The organism is Billgrantia sulfidoxydans (assembly GCF_017868775.1).
GTDB classification, from domain to species: Bacteria; Pseudomonadota; Gammaproteobacteria; order Pseudomonadales; family Halomonadaceae; genus Halomonas; species Halomonas sulfidoxydans.
Genome location: NZ_CP053381.1, coordinates 1,432,842 through 1,451,551, shown reverse-complemented (window position 1 = coordinate 1,451,551; position 18,710 = coordinate 1,432,842). Strand labels below are relative to the sequence as shown.

Annotated in this window: 15 protein-coding genes; 8 read left to right on the top strand and 7 right to left on the bottom strand. The window is 68.1% G+C overall.

The window, feature by feature from the left end:
* Position 1 precedes the first annotated feature (1 nt).
* Entirely contained in the window at positions 2-3,064 is a 3,063-nt protein-coding gene (locus tag HNO51_RS06810) for a DNA translocase FtsK (RefSeq protein WP_422674254.1), read from the bottom strand.
* Positions 3,065-3,266: 202 nt separating this feature from the next.
* Here HNO51_RS06810 and aat point away from each other — a divergent pair, with 202 nt between their 5' ends.
* The 3 genes from aat to infA all read left to right on the top strand — a co-directional run bounded on the left by aat (position 3,267) and on the right by infA (position 5,147).
* The gene (gene aat / locus HNO51_RS06805) at positions 3,267-4,010 is read left to right on the top strand and encodes a leucyl/phenylalanyl-tRNA--protein transferase (RefSeq protein ID WP_209538807.1); all 744 of its coding nucleotides are present in this window, start codon (positions 3,267-3,269) and stop codon (positions 4,008-4,010) included.
* A 12-nt stretch (positions 4,011-4,022) separates the two neighbouring features.
* Complete coding sequence (locus HNO51_RS06800; RefSeq protein ID WP_197450318.1) at positions 4,023-4,772, top strand: arginyltransferase; 750 nt, start codon at positions 4,023-4,025, stop codon at positions 4,770-4,772.
* 156 nt (positions 4,773-4,928) lie between these two features.
* Entirely contained in the window at positions 4,929-5,147 is a 219-nt protein-coding gene (infA, locus tag HNO51_RS06795) for a translation initiation factor IF-1 (protein WP_010627817.1), read from the top strand.
* Between the two features lie 108 nt (positions 5,148-5,255).
* Here infA and clpA read toward each other — a convergent pair whose 3' ends face one another.
* The 3 genes from clpA to icd form a co-directional block, all read right to left on the bottom strand.
* Complete coding sequence (gene clpA / locus HNO51_RS06790; protein ID WP_197450317.1) at positions 5,256-7,532, bottom strand: ATP-dependent Clp protease ATP-binding subunit ClpA; 2,277 nt, start codon at positions 7,530-7,532, stop codon at positions 5,256-5,258.
* 140 nt (positions 7,533-7,672) lie between these two features.
* A complete protein-coding gene (gene clpS / locus HNO51_RS06785) occupies positions 7,673-8,056 on the bottom strand; it encodes an ATP-dependent Clp protease adapter ClpS (protein ID WP_197450316.1) in 384 nt (127 codons plus the stop codon).
* Positions 8,057-8,195: 139 nt separating this feature from the next.
* On the bottom strand, positions 8,196-9,452 hold the full coding sequence (icd, locus tag HNO51_RS06780) for an NADP-dependent isocitrate dehydrogenase (protein ID WP_197450315.1): 1,257 nt from the start codon (positions 9,450-9,452) through the stop codon (positions 8,196-8,198).
* A 119-nt stretch (positions 9,453-9,571) separates the two neighbouring features.
* Between icd and HNO51_RS06775 the strand changes: the two genes are divergently transcribed.
* Both HNO51_RS06775 and HNO51_RS06770 read left to right on the top strand, forming a co-directional pair.
* Positions 9,572-10,180, top strand: a complete 609-nt coding sequence (locus HNO51_RS06775; RefSeq protein WP_209538806.1) for a pseudouridine synthase — start codon at positions 9,572-9,574, stop codon at positions 10,178-10,180.
* A complete protein-coding gene (locus HNO51_RS06770; RefSeq protein WP_197450313.1) occupies positions 10,177-10,629 on the top strand; it encodes an NUDIX domain-containing protein in 453 nt (150 codons plus the stop codon). The genes HNO51_RS06775 and HNO51_RS06770 overlap by 4 nt, the downstream gene beginning before the upstream one ends.
* Here the strand turns inward: HNO51_RS06770 and HNO51_RS06765 are convergent.
* The 3 genes from HNO51_RS06765 to HNO51_RS06755 all read right to left on the bottom strand — a co-directional run bounded on the left by HNO51_RS06765 (position 10,626) and on the right by HNO51_RS06755 (position 15,372).
* Complete coding sequence (locus HNO51_RS06765) at positions 10,626-13,628, bottom strand: efflux RND transporter permease subunit (protein WP_209538805.1); 3,003 nt, start codon at positions 13,626-13,628, stop codon at positions 10,626-10,628. The genes HNO51_RS06770 and HNO51_RS06765 overlap by 4 nt on opposite strands.
* Positions 13,625-14,698, bottom strand: coding sequence for an efflux RND transporter periplasmic adaptor subunit (locus HNO51_RS06760; protein ID WP_197450311.1), 1,074 nt, complete (start codon positions 14,696-14,698; stop codon positions 13,625-13,627). The genes HNO51_RS06765 and HNO51_RS06760 overlap by 4 nt, the downstream gene beginning before the upstream one ends.
* 68 nt (positions 14,699-14,766) lie before the next feature.
* Positions 14,767-15,372: a TetR/AcrR family transcriptional regulator gene (locus HNO51_RS06755; RefSeq protein WP_209538804.1), complete on the bottom strand. Its 606-nt coding sequence runs from the start codon at positions 15,370-15,372 to the stop codon at positions 14,767-14,769.
* A 137-nt stretch (positions 15,373-15,509) separates the two neighbouring features.
* Between HNO51_RS06755 and mnmA the strand changes: the two genes are divergently transcribed.
* The 3 genes from mnmA to purB are packed head-to-tail and all read left to right on the top strand — an operon-like array spanning position 15,510 to position 18,681.
* Entirely contained in the window at positions 15,510-16,622 is a 1,113-nt protein-coding gene (gene mnmA, locus HNO51_RS06750; protein ID WP_197450309.1) for a tRNA 2-thiouridine(34) synthase MnmA, read from the top strand.
* Entirely contained in the window at positions 16,619-17,257 is a 639-nt protein-coding gene (gene hflD, locus HNO51_RS06745; protein WP_197450308.1) for a high frequency lysogenization protein HflD, read from the top strand. The genes mnmA and hflD overlap by 4 nt, the downstream gene beginning before the upstream one ends.
* A gap of 59 nt (positions 17,258-17,316) precedes the next feature.
* Positions 17,317-18,681 carry an adenylosuccinate lyase gene (purB, locus tag HNO51_RS06740; protein ID WP_209539179.1) on the top strand — a complete coding sequence of 455 codons (1,365 nt, stop codon included), beginning with the start codon at positions 17,317-17,319 and terminating at the stop codon, positions 18,679-18,681.
* Positions 18,682-18,710: the final 29 nt, after the last annotated feature.

The following is an 18,710-nucleotide window of genomic DNA, read 5'->3' as shown; positions in this document are numbered from 1 at the left end:
ATCAGTTGCCTACCGGCGGTGGCGCCAGCACCTCGCGCCCGCCGTTGGAGCCCATCGAGGAGACCACGCCGGCCGCCTCCATGGCCTCGACCAGGCGCGCGGCGCGGTTGTAGCCGATCTTGAAGCGGCGCTGTACCGCCGAGATGGAGGCGCGCCGGCTCTCGGTGACGAACTGCACCGCCTCGTCGTAGAGGGCGTCCTGTTCGGCGTCGCCGCCGCCCTCGCCGCCCTCGGCCTCGAGCCCTGCCAACGCCTCGGCCGAGACGCCGCCGGAGAGGATTTCCTCGATGTACTCCGGCTCGCCGCGACGCTTCCAGTCCTCGACCACCCGGTGCACCTCGTCGTCGTCGACGAAGGCGCCGTGCACGCGGGTCGGCAGCCCGGCGCCGGCCGGCAGGTAGAGCATGTCGCCATGGCCCAGCAGGTTCTCGGCGCCACCCTGGTCGAGGATGGTCCGCGAATCGACCTTCGACGACACCTGGAATGCCATGCGGGTAGGGATGTTGGCCTTGATCAGGCCGGTCACCACATCCACCGAGGGACGCTGGGTCGCCAGGATCAGGTGGATACCGGCCGCCCGCGCCTTCTGCGCCAGGCGCGCGATGAGCTCCTCGACCTTCTTGCCGACGATCATGAACATGTCGGCGAATTCGTCGATCACCACCACGATGTAGGGCAGCTTCTCGAGCACCGGGGGCGATTCGTGCATCTCCCACGGCTGCGGCTCCCACAGCGGGTCGGCCACCTGGGCGCCGGCGCGCTCGGCCTCGTCGAGCTTGCCGTTGAAGCCGGCGATGTTGCGCACGCCCATCGCGGCCATCAGCTTGTAGCGCCGCTCCATCTCGGCCACGCACCAGCGCAGCGCGTTGGCCGCCTCCTTCATGTCGGTGACCACCGGCGCCAGCAGGTGCGGGATGCCGTCGTAGACCGACAGCTCCAGCATCTTGGGGTCGACCATGATCAGGCGCAGCTCCTCGGGCGTGGCCTTGAGCAGCATCGAGATCAGCATCGCGTTGACCCCCACCGACTTGCCCGAGCCGGTGGTGCCGGCCACCAGCAGGTGAGGCATCTTGCCCAGGTTGGCCACCACCGGGCCGCCGCCGATGTCCTGACCCAGCGCCAGGGTCAGCGCCGAGGCCTCCTGCTGGTAGCGGTCGGAGTCGATCACCTCGCGCAGACGAATCATCGCCCGGTGCGGGTTGGGTATCTCGATGCCCACCGTCGGCCGCCCGGGGATCACCTCCACCACGCGCACGCTCTTGACCATCAGCGAACGGGCCAGGTCCTTGGCCAGGTTGCTGATCTTCGACACCTTCACGCCGGCGGCGGGCTTGATCTCGAAGCGCGTGATCACCGGCCCCGGCCAGGTGTGCACCACCTCGGCCTTGACGCCGTACTCGCGCAGGCGGGTCTCGAGCAACTCGGCCATGTCGGCCAGCTGCTGCTCGGTGTAGTTCTGGTGGTGCGGCTCAGCCGGCGTCAGCAGGCGCAGGCTCGGCAGCTCGCCGTCCGGCTCCGGCATGTCGTCGAGCACGGGACGCTGGCTCTGCAGGTGCTCCACCGTCCACAGCGTTGGGCCGTCGGGCTCCTCGGCCGCCTCACGCGCCTGTTCCGCCGTCGCCACGCGGCCCTCATGCGCCTCCTCCTGGGCGTGCGGTGCCGATTCACGCCACGTCCGCAGCCCCTCGGCCTGATCGGCGTAGCGACTCGGCGTCTCCTCCTGCTCGTCGTACCGCGCCGCCGGCGAGGCGCGTTCGTCATCGGCGTCGTCCCGCTCATCGTCCGCGAGGCCGATGTCGTTCCAGCTCAGGCGCGGTTCGTGCGCATCGACCGGCTCCTCCGGCTGCAGGTCGCCCAGCGCCGGTTCGCGCCGTGGCGAGTCGTGCCGCTCACCCGCCTTGGCCCTGTCATCCGCCTGGGGTGTCGCCGACGCGTCGGCATCCTCCCGGCGGGCGCCGTCTGTCGGCTCGGCAGAGGCAGCCTCGTCACTCTTCGTGGCGCGCAGCGGCATGGCAGCGGCCGGGATGGGCTCTTCGTCGCGGCTAGCCTTGAGCACCGTAGTGGCCATCGGCGCCTCCGCGGCGCGTGCGCCACCGAAGCCCGGCACCGGCGGAGCCTCCGCGGCAGCGGCCGACCGCGCCGCCGTAGCCGCCTCGCCCTGCCGCGCGCTATAGGCGGCTTCCGGGCGCTTGGCCGAAGGTGTGCGCTCGGGCACGTCCCAGGGGATGTCGGTATCGCCGTCGTCGCCGAAGGAGGACGCCAGGCCCGGTTCGCGCTGCCCTGCCTGCCCCGTGGGCGTCAGCGGCTCGCGGCGACGCCAGAAGCGCCAGCGGCGGCGAGGCGACTCGGGCCGCGCTTCCGGCTCGGGCTCCTCCTCCGCCTGGCTGTCATCCTCGTCCCAGGCCGGCTCGTGCCGGTCACGGGAGAGACCGAAGGGCGTGGCCGCCCAGCGCCACAGGCGCAAGAAGCGGTGGCCGAGCTCATCCATCACCGTCAGCCAGGAGACGCCGCTGAAGAGAGGGAAACCGCACAGCATCGCCGCCACTGCCAGCAGGCCGGTACCGCCCGAGTCGACCAGCGGCACCAGCGCCCCGACCAGCCCCTCGCCGAGGATGCCCCCCGAAGCATAGGGCAGCACGCTGTCAGGGCTGTAGAAGTGCAGTGCCCCCAGCGTCGTCGTCCCCAGCAGCAGCAGCACCAGGCCGCCCAGACGCACGGCCACGGCGGTCGCGTCCCATTCGAGCTGCACCCTGCGCGTACGGATCAGCCGCCAGCCGGCGAAGCCCAGCATACCGGGCCACCACAGGGCGCTGGCCCCGAACAGCGAATAGAGCACGTCGGCCAGCCAGGCGCCGAAGGGCCCCATCCAGTTGGCGACGACGGTTTCCGGCCCACGGCGGGACCAGCCGGGATCCGCCGGCTGGTAGCTGAACAGCGCCAGCAGCAGGAACACGCAGGCCGCCAGCAGGATGATGGTCGCCCCTTCCCGGGCCACGCCGTGCAGGTGGAGCGACAGGCGCGTGGTCGGCTGCTGGGAGTCCTCCTCCGCTGCGTGCCGCGGCACGCCCTTTTCCTTTACACTCAACTCGCCAACCCCCTCGCACCGTAGCGGGACGGTGCCTTTCCAACTCACATGAAGCAGAATGAATTCAGCCGCCATCATACCGGGACTCCCGCCCCCGGCACAGTGGCCATGACCGCTGCTTGAGCCAAATCGGCTCCGGCGGCAGACTAGGGAAACCAACGCCGACGAGGAGCGCCACCGCATGCTGTCCTGGCTTCCCGAGCGCCCTGTGCGTTTTCCTCCCGTCTCGCGCGCCCTGCGCGACCCGGAGGGGCTGCTGGCAGCGGGTGGCGAGCTGACCCCGGAGTGGTTGCTGGCGGCCTATCGACGCGGCATCTTTCCCTGGTACAGCGACGACCAGCCGATCCTCTGGTGGTGCCCGAACCCGCGCATGGTGCTCTTTCCCGACGAACTGCACGTGTCCCGCAGCCTGGCCAAGCGCCTGCGCAACGGCCGCTTCACGGTGACCTTCAACCGGGAGTTCAGCCGCGTGGTCGAGGCCTGTGCGGCTCCGCGCCAGGGCCAGCCCGGCACCTGGATCACCGCGGAGATGCATGCCGCCTACGTGACGCTGCACCGGCTCGGCTATGCGCGCTCGGTGGAAGCGTGGCAGCAGGGCGAACTGGTCGGCGGGCTCTATGGCGTGGCCATGGGTCCGGTGTTCTTCGGCGAATCGATGTTCTCGCGCGCGAGCGATGCCTCGAAGGTGGCCATGGTTCACCTGGTGCGCGCCATGCGCGCCGGTGGTGGGCGATTGATCGACTGCCAGATGCGCACCCATCACCTGGCCCGCCTGGGCGCGCGGGACATCGCCCGCACCGAGTTCATCAACTATCTTGAATCATGCCTGGCGACGCCGGGAGCCACGGACGGCCAGCATCCACTGCCCTGCTGGGCACTGCCCGATGACCCACCCTGCGTCGAGACCTTGACCGCTCTCACTTAGGAGGCGAATCACGTGAGCAGCAATACGCCTCGCCATCCGATCAGGGACCTTCGCTTCTTCCTGACGGTACCCCACGCCTGCAGCTACCTCGAGGGGCACGAAGCCACGACCCTGTTTCTCGATCCCCAGGAGTCCCACGGTCTGGGCATCTACGATTCGCTTGCCCTGCTGGGGTTTCGGCGCAGCGGCCACCACCTCTATCGGCCCCACTGCGAAGGCTGCAACGCCTGCGTATCGGTGCGCATACCGGTCGACGACTTCCAGCCCAGCCGCAGCCAGCGACGGGTGGCCAGGCGCAACGCCGACCTGCGCCTGATCGAACGGCCGGCGCTGTTCGACCCCGAGCACTATGCGCTCTACGAGCGCTACATCGAGACGCGCCACTGGGACGGCGACATGTACCCGCCGAGCCGCGAGCAGTACCGCACCTTCCTGACCCTGGACGAGCCCTATTCGCGGCTGCTCGAGTTCCGCCTCGGGGAGCGACTGCTCGCCATCTCCGCCTTCGACCGCCTGGAACACGGCCTCTCCGCCATCTATACGTTCTTCGATCCGGCAGCCGAATGGGAGCGCCGCTCGCTGGGTACCTTCGCTGTGCTGAGCCTGGTCAACGAGGCCTACCGCGAGGGGCTACCCCACGTCTACCTGGGGTACTGGATTCGCGAATGCCGCAAGATGGCCTACAAGGAGACCTACCGCCCCCTGGAAGTGCTGGAGGGGCGCCACTGGCGGCGCCTGCTGCCTACCGCGGCATCGACGTGATTCGGCCCGCTTTGCCTTGACGCCCGGCTTGCGGCACAATATCGCGCTATCCTTGGCACGGATGCGACGTTAAAGCGCGTCCGCTGTCGTGCTGCACACAAGCCGATGCTTCGATCAGGCACGGCACACCAACGTCATCAGCGAGGAACTGCCTATATGGCACGTGAAGACCATATCGAGATGGAAGGCGTCGTCGTCGACACCCTTCCCAACACCACCTTTCGCGTCGAGCTGGAGAACGGCCACGTCGTGACTGCCCACATCTCGGGCAAGATGCGCAAGAACTACATCCGCATTCTCACCGGCGACAAGGTCAAGGTCGAACTGACCCCTTACGACCTGACCAAGGGCCGCATCGTCTACCGCTCGCGCTGATTGCACGGCAGGGTTCACGGCGACCCGCCTGTCCCGCACGACACGACAACGCCCCGTCCGAAGACAGGGCGCTGTGCGAAGGTCGCGCAACGGCAACGACCGGCGAGGTCAAGGAGCGTCGGCCAATTCCGACTCCGTGGACAGGTGCAACTCGCCATCCTCCACCGTGACGTGCACCACCCCACCGTGTTCGGACAGCTCGCCGAACAGGATCAGCTCCGCCAGGGGCTTCTTGAGCTTCTCTTGGATCAACCTCGCCATGGGCCTTGCGCCCATGCTGGGGTCGTAGCCCTTCTCGGCCAGCAAATCGCGCGCGGCCATGTCCACGTCCAGCTGAACCCGCTTCTCGTCGAGCTGCGCCTGCAGCTCCACCAGGAACTTGTCGACCACGCTGCGCACCACCGAGGTCGGCAGGGAGTGGAACTGGATGATGCCGTCCAGGCGGTTGCGGAACTCCGGTGAGAAGGTCTTGCGAATGACCTCCATGGCATCGGTCGAGTGGTCCTGGTGCTGGAAGCCGATGGAGCGACGCGCCTGCTGCTCGGCACCGGCATTCGAGGTCATGATCACGATCACGTGACGGAAGTCCGCCTCGCGGCCGTTGTTGTCGGTCAGGCGGCCATGGTCCATCACCTGCAGCAGCAGGTTGAAGACCTCGGGATGCGCCTTCTCGATCTCGTCCAGCAGCAGCACGCAGTGCGGCTGCTTGGTGATCGCCTCGGTCAGCAGCCCGCCCTGGTCGTAGCCGACGTAGCCCGGCGGTGCACCGATCAGCCGCGACACGGTGTGGCGCTCCATGTACTCCGACATGTCGAAGCGCACCAGCTCGATGCCCATGATCCGCGCCAACTGGCGCGCCACCTCGGTCTTGCCCACCCCGGTGGGGCCGGCGAAGAGGAAGCTGCCCACCGGCTTGTCGGGAGACTTGAGCCCGGCACGCGACAGCTTGATGGCGGCGGAGAGGCTGTCGATCGCCTCGTCCTGGCCGAACACCAGCATCTTGAGGTCGCGATCGAGGTTCTCGAGCAGCTTGCGGTCGGAGCTGGAGACGCTCTTCGGCGGAATCCGCGCGATGGAGGCCACCACCGCCTCGACCTGGTCGACGTCGATGGTGTCGACCCGCACCTCCGGCGGCAGCAGCCGCTGGTGGGCGCCGGCCTCGTCGATCACGTCGATGGCCTTGTCGGGCAGGTGGCGATCGTTGATGTAGCGGTCCGCCAGGCGTGCCGCGCTCTCCAGCGCCGCATCGGTATACTTGAGCCGATGGTGCTCCTCGAAGCGCGAGCGCAGCCCCTTGAGGATACGGATGGTGTCGTCCACCGAGGGCGCCATGACGTCGACCTTCTGGAAGCGGCGCGCCAGTGCCCGGTCCTTCTCGAAGATCCCGCGGAACTCCTGGAAGGTAGTGGAGCCGATGCAGCGCAGCTCGCCCGAGGAGAGCAGCGGCTTGAGCAGGTTCGAGGCATCCATTACGCCGCCCGAGGCCGCCCCGGCGCCAATCACCGTATGGATCTCGTCGATGAACAGGATCGCATTGGGCTGCTTCTTGAGCTCCGCCAGCAGACTCTTCAGGCGCTTCTCGAAGTCGCCACGGTACTTGGTGCCGGCCAGCAGCGCACCCATGTCGAGGGAGTAGACCACGGCGTCGCCGATCACCTCGGGGACGTCCTCCTCGACGATGCGCTTGGCCAGACCCTCGGCGATGGCGGTCTTGCCCACGCCGGCCTCACCGACCAGCAGCGGGTTGTTCTTGCGCCGCCGGGCGAGGATCTGGATCACCCGCTCGAGCTCGTGCTCGCGGCCGATCAGCGGATCGATCTTGCCCATCCGTGCCTGTTCGTTGAGGTTGGTGGCATAACCGGTCAGCGGGTTGGCGCTGGTCTCGCCACCCCCCTCCTCGGCCTCCTCGGCGTCGCTGGGCGACGACGAAGGGTTCTGACCGTGGCCGGCCACCTTGGAAATGCCATGGGCGATGTAGTTCACCGCATCGACCCGGGCCACGTTCTGCTGCTTCAGGAAGTAGACCGCCTGGCTCTCCTGCTCGGAGAAGATGGCGACCAGCACGTTGGCTCCGGTGACCTCGCTCTTGCCGGAGGACTGCACGTGGAACACGGCACGCTGCAGCACGCGTTGGAAGCCCAGCGTCGGCTGGGTCTCACGGTCGCTCTGGTCCTCGGGGATCAGAGGGGTGGTGGAATTGATGAAATCCTGCAGATCGGACCGCAACTTGTCGAGGTTGGCCCCACAGGCTCTCAGCACGTCTGCCGCTGATGCGTTGTCGAGCAGTGCCAGCAGCAGGTGCTCCACGGTCATGAACTCGTGGCGCTTGGAGCGAGCCACGGTAAACGCCGTGTTCAGGGTCAGTTCAAGTTCTTTGCTCAGCATGGCAGTCCCCTTCTCGCCGCTTAGGGCTTGCATCGGATCTTTCGTGGTCCGGCACCTTCAACATCGGGCACAAACGCCGCCGTTGCAAGTCTCTTCACTCAACGACTGCCATTCCCACCCCGTCTCGAGCAGACCGGGAGTCAGTCCGCCGCCTCGATGTCGCTGAGCAGCGGATGCTGACACTCTCTTGCATATTGATTGACCTGGTGGCTTTTGGTTTCCGCGATGTCGCGGGTAAAGATCCCGCAGGTGGCCTTGCCCTGGGTGTGCACCGTGAGCATCACCTGCACGGCAGTCTCGCTGTCCATGTGGAAGAAGCTCTGCAGCACCTCCACCACGAACTCCATGGGGGTGTAGTCGTCGTTGTGCAGGATCACCTTGTACATCGGTGGGCGGGCCACCTCGGGATCGGCCGGCTGGACCGCCAGGTCGCCTTCGTCTTCCTGTTCGGGGCGCACAGGCCGCGTCATGCCTGCCGCGACACCGACCGATGCCCATACGTTCAGGTCTTCTGTCTTGAACATAAAAGCCACACACCATCTCGGCAAGCCGGCCATCTCGAGTCTCAGGTTAGACGACGAGAGGCCGACAGGGTTCAGGTTGATACGCAAAAGGCCCCCGTCCGCCTGGCGGACGGGGGCCCCGATGGGTCCGGCGGGCCGCTTACATGTTGTCGGCGACGGCCTGGCCGAACTCGGAGCACTTGAGCAGCTTGGCATCGTCCATCAGGCGATGGAAGTCATAGGTGACCTCGCCCTTGGAAATAGCCTTCTCCATGCCCTTGAGCACTAGGTCGGCTGCCTCGACCCAGCCCATGTGGCGCAGCATCATCTCGGCAGAGAGGATCAGCGAGCCGGGGTTGACCTTGTCCTGGCCGGCATACTTCGGCGCGGTGCCGTGGGTGGCCTCGAACATGGCCACGGCGTCGGCCAGGTTGGCGCCCGGCGCGATGCCGATGCCGCCCACTTCGGCCGCCAGGGCGTCGGAGAGGTAGTCACCGTTGAGGTTCAGCGTGGCGATGACGTCGTACTCGGCCGGGCGCAGCAGGATCTGCTGCAGCATGGCGTCGGCGATGACGTCCTTGACCACGATGGTCTTGCCGCTCTTGGGGTTCTTGAACTGCATCCACGGGCCGCCGTCGAGCAGCTCGGCACCGAACTCCTCCTTGGCGAGCTCGTAGCCCCAGTCCTTGAAGGAACCCTCGGTGAACTTCATGATGTTGCCCTTGTGCACCAGGGTCACCGACTCGCGGTCGTTGTCCACGGCGTACTGCAGGGCCTGGCGCACCAGGCGCTTGGTGCCCTCGACGGAGACCGGCTTGACGCCGATGCCGCAGTTCTCGGGGAAGCGGATGTTGGTGACACCCATCTCCTCGCGCAGGAACTTGATCACCTTGTCGGCTTCGGCAGTACCGGCCTTCCACTCGATGCCGGCGTAGATGTCCTCGGAGTTCTCGCGGAAGATCACCATGTCGACGTCGGCGGGCTTCTTCACCGGGCTCGGCACGCCCTCGAACCAGCGCACCGGGCGCAGGCAGGTGTAGAGGTCGAGCTTTTGGCGCAGGGCCACGTTCAGGGAGCGAATGCCACCGCCCACGGGGGTCGTCAGCGGGCCCTTGATGGAGACCACGTAGTCCTTGACGGCCTCAAGGGTCTCTTCGGGCAGCCAGGTGTCGGGGTCGTAGACCTGGGTGGCCTTCTCGCCGGCGTAGACTTCCATCCAGTGGATCTTGCGCTCGCCGTTGTAGGCCTTCTGCACGGCGGCATCGATGGCGATCTTCATGGCCGGCGTCACGTCGACGCCGATACCGTCACCCTCGATGAACGGGATGATCGGATTGTTCGGCACGTTCAGGGTGTTGTCGGCGTTGACGGTAATCTTCTCGCCGCCTTCTGGGACGACAATTTTCTGGAACCCCATTGAGAACTCCCCTGTCTGGTCTGTTCAGTGGAGCGCGGAGTATAGCATTGCCCCTGTCTCTCGGAGTAGGCTTGCCTCCTTAATTTGTCGACAATCTATGGTAGCAAGACCTTCGTCGAATGAGCGCCATCTATCTATTGCACAAGCCCTATCGCATGCTCTCCCAGTTCACCGACCGGCGCGACGCGGACGCAACGCCGCGCGCCACACTGGCGGACGTCATCGACGTGCCCGGCATCTACGCGGCCGGACGGCTGGACTATGATTCAGAAGGACTGCTGCTGTTGACCGACGACGGCGCGCTGATCCAGCGCATCAGCGACCCTCGCCACAAGCAGCCCAAGACCTATCGCGTGCAGGTGGAGGGTGACCCCGATGAGACGGCGCTGGCCGCCCTGCGCCAGGGCGTCGAGCTGAGGGATGGCATGACCCGGCCGGCCAAGGTGCGGCGCCTGGAAGCTAGCGGACTGCCGCAGCGCACGCCGCCGGTGGACCCCAAGCGGCACCCAGTCACGACCTGGCTGGAACTGACCATCAGCGAGGGTCGCAATCGTCAGGTCCGGCGCATGACGGCCCATGTCGGCCACCCCACCCTGCGCCTGGTACGCGTGGCCATCGGCCCCTGGCGCCTGGACGGGCTGGCCCCGGGAGAGTGGCGCAGGGAGACCCTGCATGCCCCGCGCAACACGCCAAGGCGCTCGCCGCGCCGTCAAGGAGGTCCTCGATGAGCCGCTGGCACCCGCACGTTACCGTGGCCACCGTCGTAGAGCGCGCCGGCCGCTTCCTGATGGTGGAAGAGGCCCCACGCGGCAGCCAGACCACCCTCTTCAACCAGCCCGCCGGCCACCTGGAGCCTGGCGAGCGGATCCAGGAGGCGGCGCTGCGCGAGCTGCGCGAGGAGACCGCCTGGCAGGTCGGCATCACCGACTACCTGGGCCTTTACGTCTATCGGACGCCCAACGGCGAGACCTTCCATAGCCACGGGTTCTTCGGCATGGCCCTGGCCCACCTGGGCAACCCGCTCGACCCCGCCATCCTCGCCGTGCACTGGCTGACCCTCGAGGAGGTCGAGGAATTGGAGCGCGAAGGGCGACTGCGCAGCCCGCTGGTGCTTCGCCGCGTGCGCGATGCCTTGGCCAGCCGGTTCTATCCCATGGATGTGCTGCACGAGCGCTAATCCCGTATCAGCAGGCGGTAGAGCGCGGGGATCACCAGCAGCGTCAACAGCGTGGAGGCGACCAGGCCGGAGATGATCGCCCAGGCCATCGGCGGCCACAGCGTCGACTGGGTCAGGGTCAGCGGCACCAGGCCAGCCACGGTGGTGGCGGTGGTCAGCAGCACCGGTCGCGTGCGCCGGGCCACCGCCGAGACCACCGCTTCCTTCACGTCGAGCCCCTGCTTGCGGTTGGCGTTCATCAGGTCGATCAACACGATGGCGTTGTTGACCACGATGCCGACCAGCGCCACCACGCCCAGGATCGCGGTGAAACCGAACGGCTGCCCGGTCAACCATAGCCCCGGCACCACGCCGATGATCGACAGCGGCACGGTGGTCAACACGATCGCCAGCTGACGGAAGGAGTTGAACTGCGCCAGCAGGAAGATCACCAGCAACAGCCCGCCGAACGGCAGGGTCTGGAACAGCGCCGTGTTGGCGTCACCGGCCGACTCGGCCGCCCCGCCCACGGCATAGCTGACGCCGGCGGGCAGTTCGAGCGCCTCCAGGCGCGGCAGGACCTCGCCGAGGACACCATCGTAGGTCCAGCCATCGGCCACCTCGGCCAACACCACCGTCATGCGACGCAGCCCGCGATGCTGGATCACCGCCGGGCGCCAGGTCAGCGCCAGGGAGGCGATCTCGCCGAGCGGCACCGGGCTTCCATCGGCGGCGGCGAGGCGCAGCCCCTCCAGCCCGTCGGTGGAGAAACGCTCCCCCTCGGGCGAGCGCACCAGCAGCGGCGCAGGGTCACGCCCGGCGCGCCAGATGCTGACCTCGACCCCGCGGCTGGCACCGGCCAGGGCGGTGGCCACGTCACGCCGCGAGAGCCCGTACTCGGCGGCGCGGGCATCGTCGGTCTCGACCCGCAGCGTGGCCAGCCCTTCACCCAGGCGGTGACGCGCATCGCGCGCGCCCTCGGCCTCGCGCACCACGCTGAGGATGCGCGCGGCGGCTTCGGCCAGGGCCGCTCGATCCTCGCCGAACACGCGAATCTCCACCGGGGCTTCCAAGGGCGGCCCCTGGCCCAGGCGCCGCGCCACCACCTCGGCTTCCGGCAGCCGCTCCGGCGCCACGGCCCGCACCCAGGCCATCAGCCCGGCCAGATCGTCGGCATCGTCGGCCTCCACCACCAGCCGCGCCAGGTGCGGCTGGCGCGGCTGCTCGACCAGGTTGTAGTAGAAGCGCGGGCCGCTGAAGCCGACGAAGCGATGCACCGCCCGCACCGCCGGTCGCTCGGCCAAGGCCGTGGCCAGCACCTCGGCCTGGTGCGCGGTGGTGTCGAGGTGGGTGCCCTCGGGGAAGTTGAGGTCGACGACCAACTGGTTGCGATCGGTATCGGGGAAGAAGTCCTGGTCGAGCAGCGGCATCATCGCCAGCGCGCCGACCAGCAACCCCCCGGCCCCCGCCAATACCCAGGCCGGCCAGCGCACGGCGATCCGCCCCAGGCGCCCCCCCGCTGCCTGCAGCCGCTCGCGCCGCGCGCCCAGCCGCGGCTTGAGGATGCCCGCGGCGAACACCGGGGTGACGAACACGGCATACACGTAGCTCACCGCCAGGGTCAGCATCACCATGATCGGAATGGCGCGGGTGAAGTCGGCGGTATTGCCGCTGGAGAGCAACAGCGGGACGAAGGCGGCCAGGGTGGTCCCCGTGGCCGCCAGCAGCGGCGTGGTCAGTTCGCGTACCGAGCGGGTCACGGCCTGGGCCGCCGAGCGGCCCTGGTCGCGGTGCCACTGGATGTTCTCGACCATGACGATGGCGTTGTCCACCAGCATGCCCAGCGCGATCACCATGCCGGCCACGGCAATCTGGTGCAGCACACCGCCGCCCATGGCGTAGAGCGCCAGCGAGGAGAAGGTCACCAGCGGCACGACCACCATCACGGCCAGCCCCAGGCGCAGCCCCATGGCCAGGAACAGCAGCACGCCGAGAATGCCGATGCCCAGCAGCAGCGAGACGCCGAGCTCCGCCAGCCGTCGCTCGACCCAGCGCGGCTGGTAGAAGGTCTCCTCGATCGCCAGGGGCGCGTAGGCCGGGCGCAGCTCCTCCACCAGCGCGCGCAGCCGCTCGCCGAAGCGCGCGGCGTTGACCCGCTCGTTGGCGAGTACCAGCCCCAGCGCCACCGCCGGGCGGCCATCGTGCCACAGCCGCTCGGTGGCGGGCTCCTGGGGAGCGAGATGGACGTCGGCCAGCTCGCCGAGCGGCACCTGGTCGCCGCGCCGGGTGCGTATCGGCGTATCGGCCAGCTCCTCCAGCGAACCGAACTCGGTGCGCGGATCGAGCACCAGCGCCCGCCCACCGAGCGACAGGCTGCCACCGGGTGAGGTCAGGTTGCGCGCGGCGAGCTGGTCGCCCAGGGCACGGGCGTCGAGCCCGGTCAGCTCGGCCAGGGTATCGTCCCAGCCGATCACCACCTGCTGGCCCGGGTCGGCCAGCACGTCGATACGGGCAATCTCCTTGAGCCGGAACAGGTCGCGGCGCAGCCGCTTGGCCGCCTCGCGCAGTTCGAGGAGATCGTCGGAGCCGGTCACCGCGAGCACGATGCCATGGGCATCGGAGTCGCGGTCGCTGATCTCGGCCTCGCCCACGCCGTCGGGAAACTCACGGCTGGCCCGGTCGACGGCGATGCGCACTCGCTCCCAGGCGGCGTCGGTATCGTAGACGTGCTCGTGCATCTCGATGGTGACGTGGGCCACGCCGAGGCGGGAGGTCCCGATGATGTCGTTGACCTCCTCGATCTGCGCCAGCTCCTCCTCCAGCGGGTTGAGCACCAGCCGCTCGACCTGCTCCGGCTCCGCCCCGGGATAGGGCACCAGTACCTGGCCGAAGCGATAGGGAAAGAAGGGGTCCTCCTGGCGATCCATCGCCACCCAGGCCGCCAGGCCGAGCAGGGCCAGCAGCAGCGTGATGCTGAGAATGAGCCGCTTGTAGCGCAGCGAGGCGAGCAGCCAGCTCATGGCAGCACCCTGACCTGCGCGGACTCTTCCAGGCGCCCCTGACCGGCCGTCACCACCCTGTCGCCCGGTGCCAGCCCCTCGGCGCTCACCGACACCCAGCCGTCGGCCAGACGTCCCGGCGTCACGGCGACATGACGCACCGACTCGTCTGCGTCCAGCATCAGGACGTGCGGCGCATGGCCGCCCGGATCGACCACCGCCGCCAGCGGCACCTGCATGAGCGGGTCGGCGGCGAGCACCAGCTGTACGTGCAGCGATTCACCCAGCGCCGGGGTCGGCTCGGATTCGATGGTGACGATGATCGGTGCCATGCTGTCATCCGCGCGGCCGACGTGGGCGACCCGCCCCGCCAGGCGCTGCGCCCCGGACCGCGAGGTCAGCGCTGCTTCCTGCCCCGTCTCCAGGCGCGCGGCCAGGCGACCCGGCACGCGAAGCTCGACCTCTCGCCCGTCGAGCCCGGCCAGCTTCAGCACGGGCTGCCCGGCCGCGACGAAGTCACCGGGCTCGACCTCGAGATCGGTCACCTCGGCCGCGAAGGGCGCGCGCAGGGTCAGCTCGTCGAGCTGCGCCCGGGCCTCATCGCGTTGCGCCACGGCCCGCTCGCGCGCCTGGGCGGTGGCCTCGCGCTCCGCACGCAGGCGGTCCAGCTCCTCCTCGGTGCTCAGGTTACGCTCGCGCAGCGTGCGTGCGCGCTCCACGTCGCGCCCCAGGCGGCTCAGGCTGGCATCGAGTTCACGCACCCGCGCCTCGGCGGCCGCCAGCGCCGGCGCCATGGCCGGGTTGTGCAGGGTGGCCAGCGGCTCGCCCTTCTCGACTCGCTGCCCTCGTGTCACGAGCCTCTCCTGCAGCACGCCGCCGTGCAGGAAGGCGGGTGCCGCGCGAGCGCTGGCCCGTACCGTCCCGGGAAAGCGATGTCTCACCTCGTCCTGGGACAGGCGCACCGCTTCGACGCGCACGCCGGGTAGCGGCACCTCGTCCCGCTCGATCTGGGCCGGCGCCGCATCGCAGCCCGCCAGCAGTGCCGCGGCCAGCGCCAGCGAGGCCGCCACTCCCCCTTTCACCCTCCGCATCATCATGCTCCTCCACACACCGGTCCCATGAACTGGTCGGCCGGTCAGTTATGAGCCCAAAAAAACGCTCAGCCCCGGGGTAGCACCCCCTCCATGAAGATCTTCAGGAAATCCTCCAGGAACGCTTCGTCGCTGCCCATGCCCGGCCAGTGCTCGTGATGGCACTTGGCCTCGAACCACTGGGTGCAGGTCATCACGAACACGGCGATGACATGGGTAGGATTGAGGTCCTGGCGCAGCAGCCCGCGCCGCTGGGCCTGGCGCACCCATTCTGCCCCCGCCCCGACGAGCTGGTTGTCGAGCTCGCCGCAGTGGCTGTCCCCCTCCAGGTGGGTCCAGGCGAACAGCCGCACCACGCCGGGGTTGTCGCGCAGGAAATGGAAGTAGGCTTCCACCGAGCTGCGCAGCAGCGCGGCATCCGGCTCGCCGGCCTCCTCGAGCATCGCCATCTGGGCGGTGAAGTAGCGTTCGAAGGCACGGTTCTTGACCGCCTCCCACAGCTGCTCCTTGTTGCCGAAGTGATGATGGATCAGGCTCTTGGTGACCTCGGCCGAACGCGCCAGCGCACTAAGCTTGACGGCGGAGAAGCCCTGTTCGACGAACAGGGCTTCGGCCGCGTCGAGGATGCGCGCGCGGGTCAGTTCCGGGTCTCGGGTCTGGGCTCTCTGGTTCATCTCGCAACGATAGTCTTGATTGGCCGGCCGGTCAATTACAGTATCCCTCTTCGCGCAGCCTCTCGGCAGATGAGCCATGCGACAACATGAGGTATAATCCCCGCCCATTTGCGAACCACTCAATCCCGAGAGCGTCCATGACCGCCACCTCAGGCAAGGTGATCGTCGGCATGTCCGGCGGCGTCGACTCCTCCGTTTCCGCCCTGCTGCTGCTCGAGCAGGGCTATCGGGTCGAAGGCCTGTTCATGAAGAACTGGGACGAGGACGACGGCACCGAGTACTGCACCGCCAAGGCCGACCTGGCGGATGCCCAGGCCGTGTGCGAGAAGCTCGGCATCAAGCTGCACAGCGCCAACTTCGCCGCCGAGTACTGGGACAACGTGTTCGAGCACTTCCTGGCCGAGTACCAGGCCGGACGCACGCCGAACCCCGACATCCTGTGCAACCGCGAGATCAAGTTCAAGGTGTTCCTCGAGTACGCCGAGATGCTCGGTGCCGAGAAGATCGCCACCGGCCACTACGTGCGCGGCGGCGTGCGCGACGGCCGCCCGCGCCTGCTCAAGGGGCTCGACGCCAACAAGGACCAGAGCTACTTCCTGCACGCCGTGCCGGAGGCCGCCATCGCCCGCACGCTGTTCCCGGTGGGCGAACTGGCGAAGCCCGAGGTGCGTGCCATCGCCGAGCGTCACGGCCTGGCCACCGCACGCAAGAAAGATTCCACCGGCATCTGCTTCATCGGCGAGCGACGCTTCCGCGACTTCCTGCAGCAGTACCTGCCGGCCCAGCCGGGGGTGATCGAAACGCCCGAAGGTGAGGCCATCGGCGAGCACATGGGGCTGATGTACTACACCCTGGGGCAGCGCCAGGGGCTCGGCATCGGCGGGTTGGCCAACCATCCCGAGGCGCCGTGGTACGTGGCGGGCAAGGACCTCGAGCGCAACGTGCTGATCGCCGTGCAGGGCAAGCATCACCCGCTGCTCTACACCGACTCGCTGGCCACCGAGGCGATGGACTGGGTGGCCGGCGAGCCGCCCGCCGCCGAGGGCCGCTATACCGCCAAGACCCGCTACCGCCAGGGCGACGTGCCCTGTCATATGCGCACGCGCGCGGATGGCGGCGTCGAGGTTCGCTTCATTGACCCTCAGCGCGCCGTCACGCCCGGCCAGTCGCTGGTGCTCTATGACGGCGAGATCTGCCTCGGCGGCGGCGTGATCCGCGAGACCTGGAACGCCACGGAGGCCGGCGCATGAACACCACCCCCATCCATCGCGCCCCCGACTCCGCCACGGCGCGTCAGGCCCTGGCGTTGGCCGGCGTGTTCCAGGCCGCCAGCCTGGTCGACGAACTGGCCCGCACCGGCCAGGTCGACACCCGCCCCTGGGAGACCCTGATTCGCGCCACCCTGGATACCGATCCCGAAAGCTTCGAGGCGATCTACGGCGGCCACCCCAACAACCTGCGCCGCGGCCTCGAGGTGCTCGAGGCCGTGGTGGGGCGCACGCAGGCCAACCCGGTGGTGCTGCGCTACGGTTTCTCGCTGCTGCTGCTGATGAACAAGCTGCGTAGCGACAGTGACATGATGAGCACGCTCGGTCGCCACTTGAGTCGCATCCAGGGCCAGGCCGAGCATTTCGGCGCCACCCACGAGAACGTCATTGCCAGCCTCGGCGAGGCCTACCAGGAGACGCTCTCGACCCTGAAGACGCGCATCGTGGTGCAGGGCGACCCCTCGATGCTGCAGAGCCGCATGATGCCCGAACGGGTGCGTGCCATCCTGCTCGGCGGCATCCGTTTCGCCCTGCTCTGGCACCAGCAGGGCGGCCGGCGCTGGAAGCTGGTGTTCCAGCGCAGCGCCCTCAGGAAGGCCCTGGACCAGCTGGGCTGATGCCTGCTTTTCCCTCTCACTCCTACACGCACCGGACAACGATCATGCAAGCCGCTTCCCTGCCCCTCACCGCTCTTACCGCCCTTTCCCCCGTCGACGGCCGCTACGCCGGCAAGGCCGAAGCGCTGCGCGAGCACTTCAGCGAGTTCGGCCTGATCCGCGCCCGCGTCACGGTCGAGATCCGTTGGCTGCAGCGTCTCGCCGAGCAGGGCGGCATCGTCGAGGTGCCGCCGCTCTCCGCCGAGGCCACCGCCTTTCTCGAGGCCATGATTCGCGACTTCTCGCTGGCCGACGCCGAGCGCATCAAGGAGATCGAACGCACCACCAACCACGACGTCAAGGCAGTGGAGTACTTCATCAAGGAGAAGATCGCCGCACAACCCGAGCTGCACGCGATCACCGAGTTCGTGCACTTCGCCTGCACCAGCGAAGACATCAACAACCTCTCCCACGGCGTGATGCTCGCCGACGGCCTCAAGACCCTGCTGCCGGTGATGCACCAGGTAGCCGACGAGGTCGCGCGTTTGGCCCAGAAGCATGCCGGCCTGCCGATGCTCTCGCGCACCCACGGCCAGACGGCAACTCCGACGACGCTGGGCAAGGAGATGGCCAACGTCGCCTACCGCCTGCGCCGCCAGCTGAAGCAGATCGAGAGCGTCGAGATCCTGGGCAAGATCAACGGGGCGGTGGGCAACTACAACGCTCACCTGGCGACCTACCCCGACGTGGACTGGGAGGCCAACGCGCGTACCTTCGTCGAGGGCCTGGGGCTGGCCTTCAACCCCTACACCACCCAGATCGAGCCTCACGACTACATCGCCGAGCTGTTCGACGCCATCTGCCGCTTCAACACCGTGCTGATCGACTTCGACCGCGACGTGTGGGGCTACATCTCGCTGGGCTACTTCAAGCAGAAGACCGTGGCCGGCGAGATCGGCTCCTCGACCATGCCGCACAAGGTCAACCCCATCGACTTCGAGAACTCCGAGGGCAACCTGGGCCTGGCCAACGCCGTTCTCGGTCATCTGGCGCAGAAGCTGCCGATCTCACGCTGGCAGCGCGACCTCACCGACTCCACCGTACTGCGCAACCTCGGCGTCGGCCTGGCCTATGGCCTGATCGCCTATCACGCGGCGCTCAAGGGCATCGGCAAGCTCGAGGCCAACCCGGCGCGCCTGGCCGAGGACCTCGACGCCAGCTGGGAGGTGCTCGCCGAGCCGATCCAGACGGTGATGCGCCGCTACGGCATCGAGAAGCCCTACGAGAAGCTCAAGGAGCTGACCCGCGGCAAGCGCATCGACCAGGCCGGCTTTGCCGCCTTCATCGACACGCTCGAACTGCCGGCCGAGGTGAAGGACGAGCTCAAGGCGCTGACGCCGGCCACCTACGTCGGCAACGCCGAGGCCCAGGCCCGCCGGCTCTGATCCCAACGGCCACTGAGGAGGGTGCCGCC

What these genes read in the sequence shown, in the direction of transcription:
- hflD (WP_197450308.1), top strand. Translation starts at nt 16,619, where the DNA reads ATGAACACCACCCCCATCCATCGCGCCCCCGACTCCGCCACGGCGCGT.
- HNO51_RS06775 (WP_209538806.1), top strand. Translation starts at nt 9,572, where the DNA reads ATGAGCGCCATCTATCTATTGCACAAGCCCTATCGCATGCTCTCCCAG.
- HNO51_RS06760 (WP_197450311.1), bottom strand. Translation starts at nt 14,698, where the DNA reads ATGCGGAGGGTGAAAGGGGGAGTGGCGGCCTCGCTGGCGCTGGCCGCG.
- infA (WP_010627817.1), top strand. Translation starts at nt 4,929, where the DNA reads ATGGCACGTGAAGACCATATCGAGATGGAAGGCGTCGTCGTCGACACC.
- clpS (WP_197450316.1), bottom strand. Translation starts at nt 8,056, where the DNA reads ATGTTCAAGACAGAAGACCTGAACGTATGGGCATCGGTCGGTGTCGCG.
- mnmA (WP_197450309.1), top strand. Translation starts at nt 15,510, where the DNA reads ATGACCGCCACCTCAGGCAAGGTGATCGTCGGCATGTCCGGCGGCGTC.
- clpA (WP_197450317.1), bottom strand. Translation starts at nt 7,532, where the DNA reads ATGCTGAGCAAAGAACTTGAACTGACCCTGAACACGGCGTTTACCGTG.
- icd (WP_197450315.1), bottom strand. Translation starts at nt 9,452, where the DNA reads ATGGGGTTCCAGAAAATTGTCGTCCCAGAAGGCGGCGAGAAGATTACC.
- HNO51_RS06755 (WP_209538804.1), bottom strand. Translation starts at nt 15,372, where the DNA reads ATGAACCAGAGAGCCCAGACCCGAGACCCGGAACTGACCCGCGCGCGC.
- HNO51_RS06765 (WP_209538805.1), bottom strand. Translation starts at nt 13,628, where the DNA reads ATGAGCTGGCTGCTCGCCTCGCTGCGCTACAAGCGGCTCATTCTCAGC.
- aat (WP_209538807.1), top strand. Translation starts at nt 3,267, where the DNA reads ATGCTGTCCTGGCTTCCCGAGCGCCCTGTGCGTTTTCCTCCCGTCTCG.
- HNO51_RS06770 (WP_197450313.1), top strand. Translation starts at nt 10,177, where the DNA reads ATGAGCCGCTGGCACCCGCACGTTACCGTGGCCACCGTCGTAGAGCGC.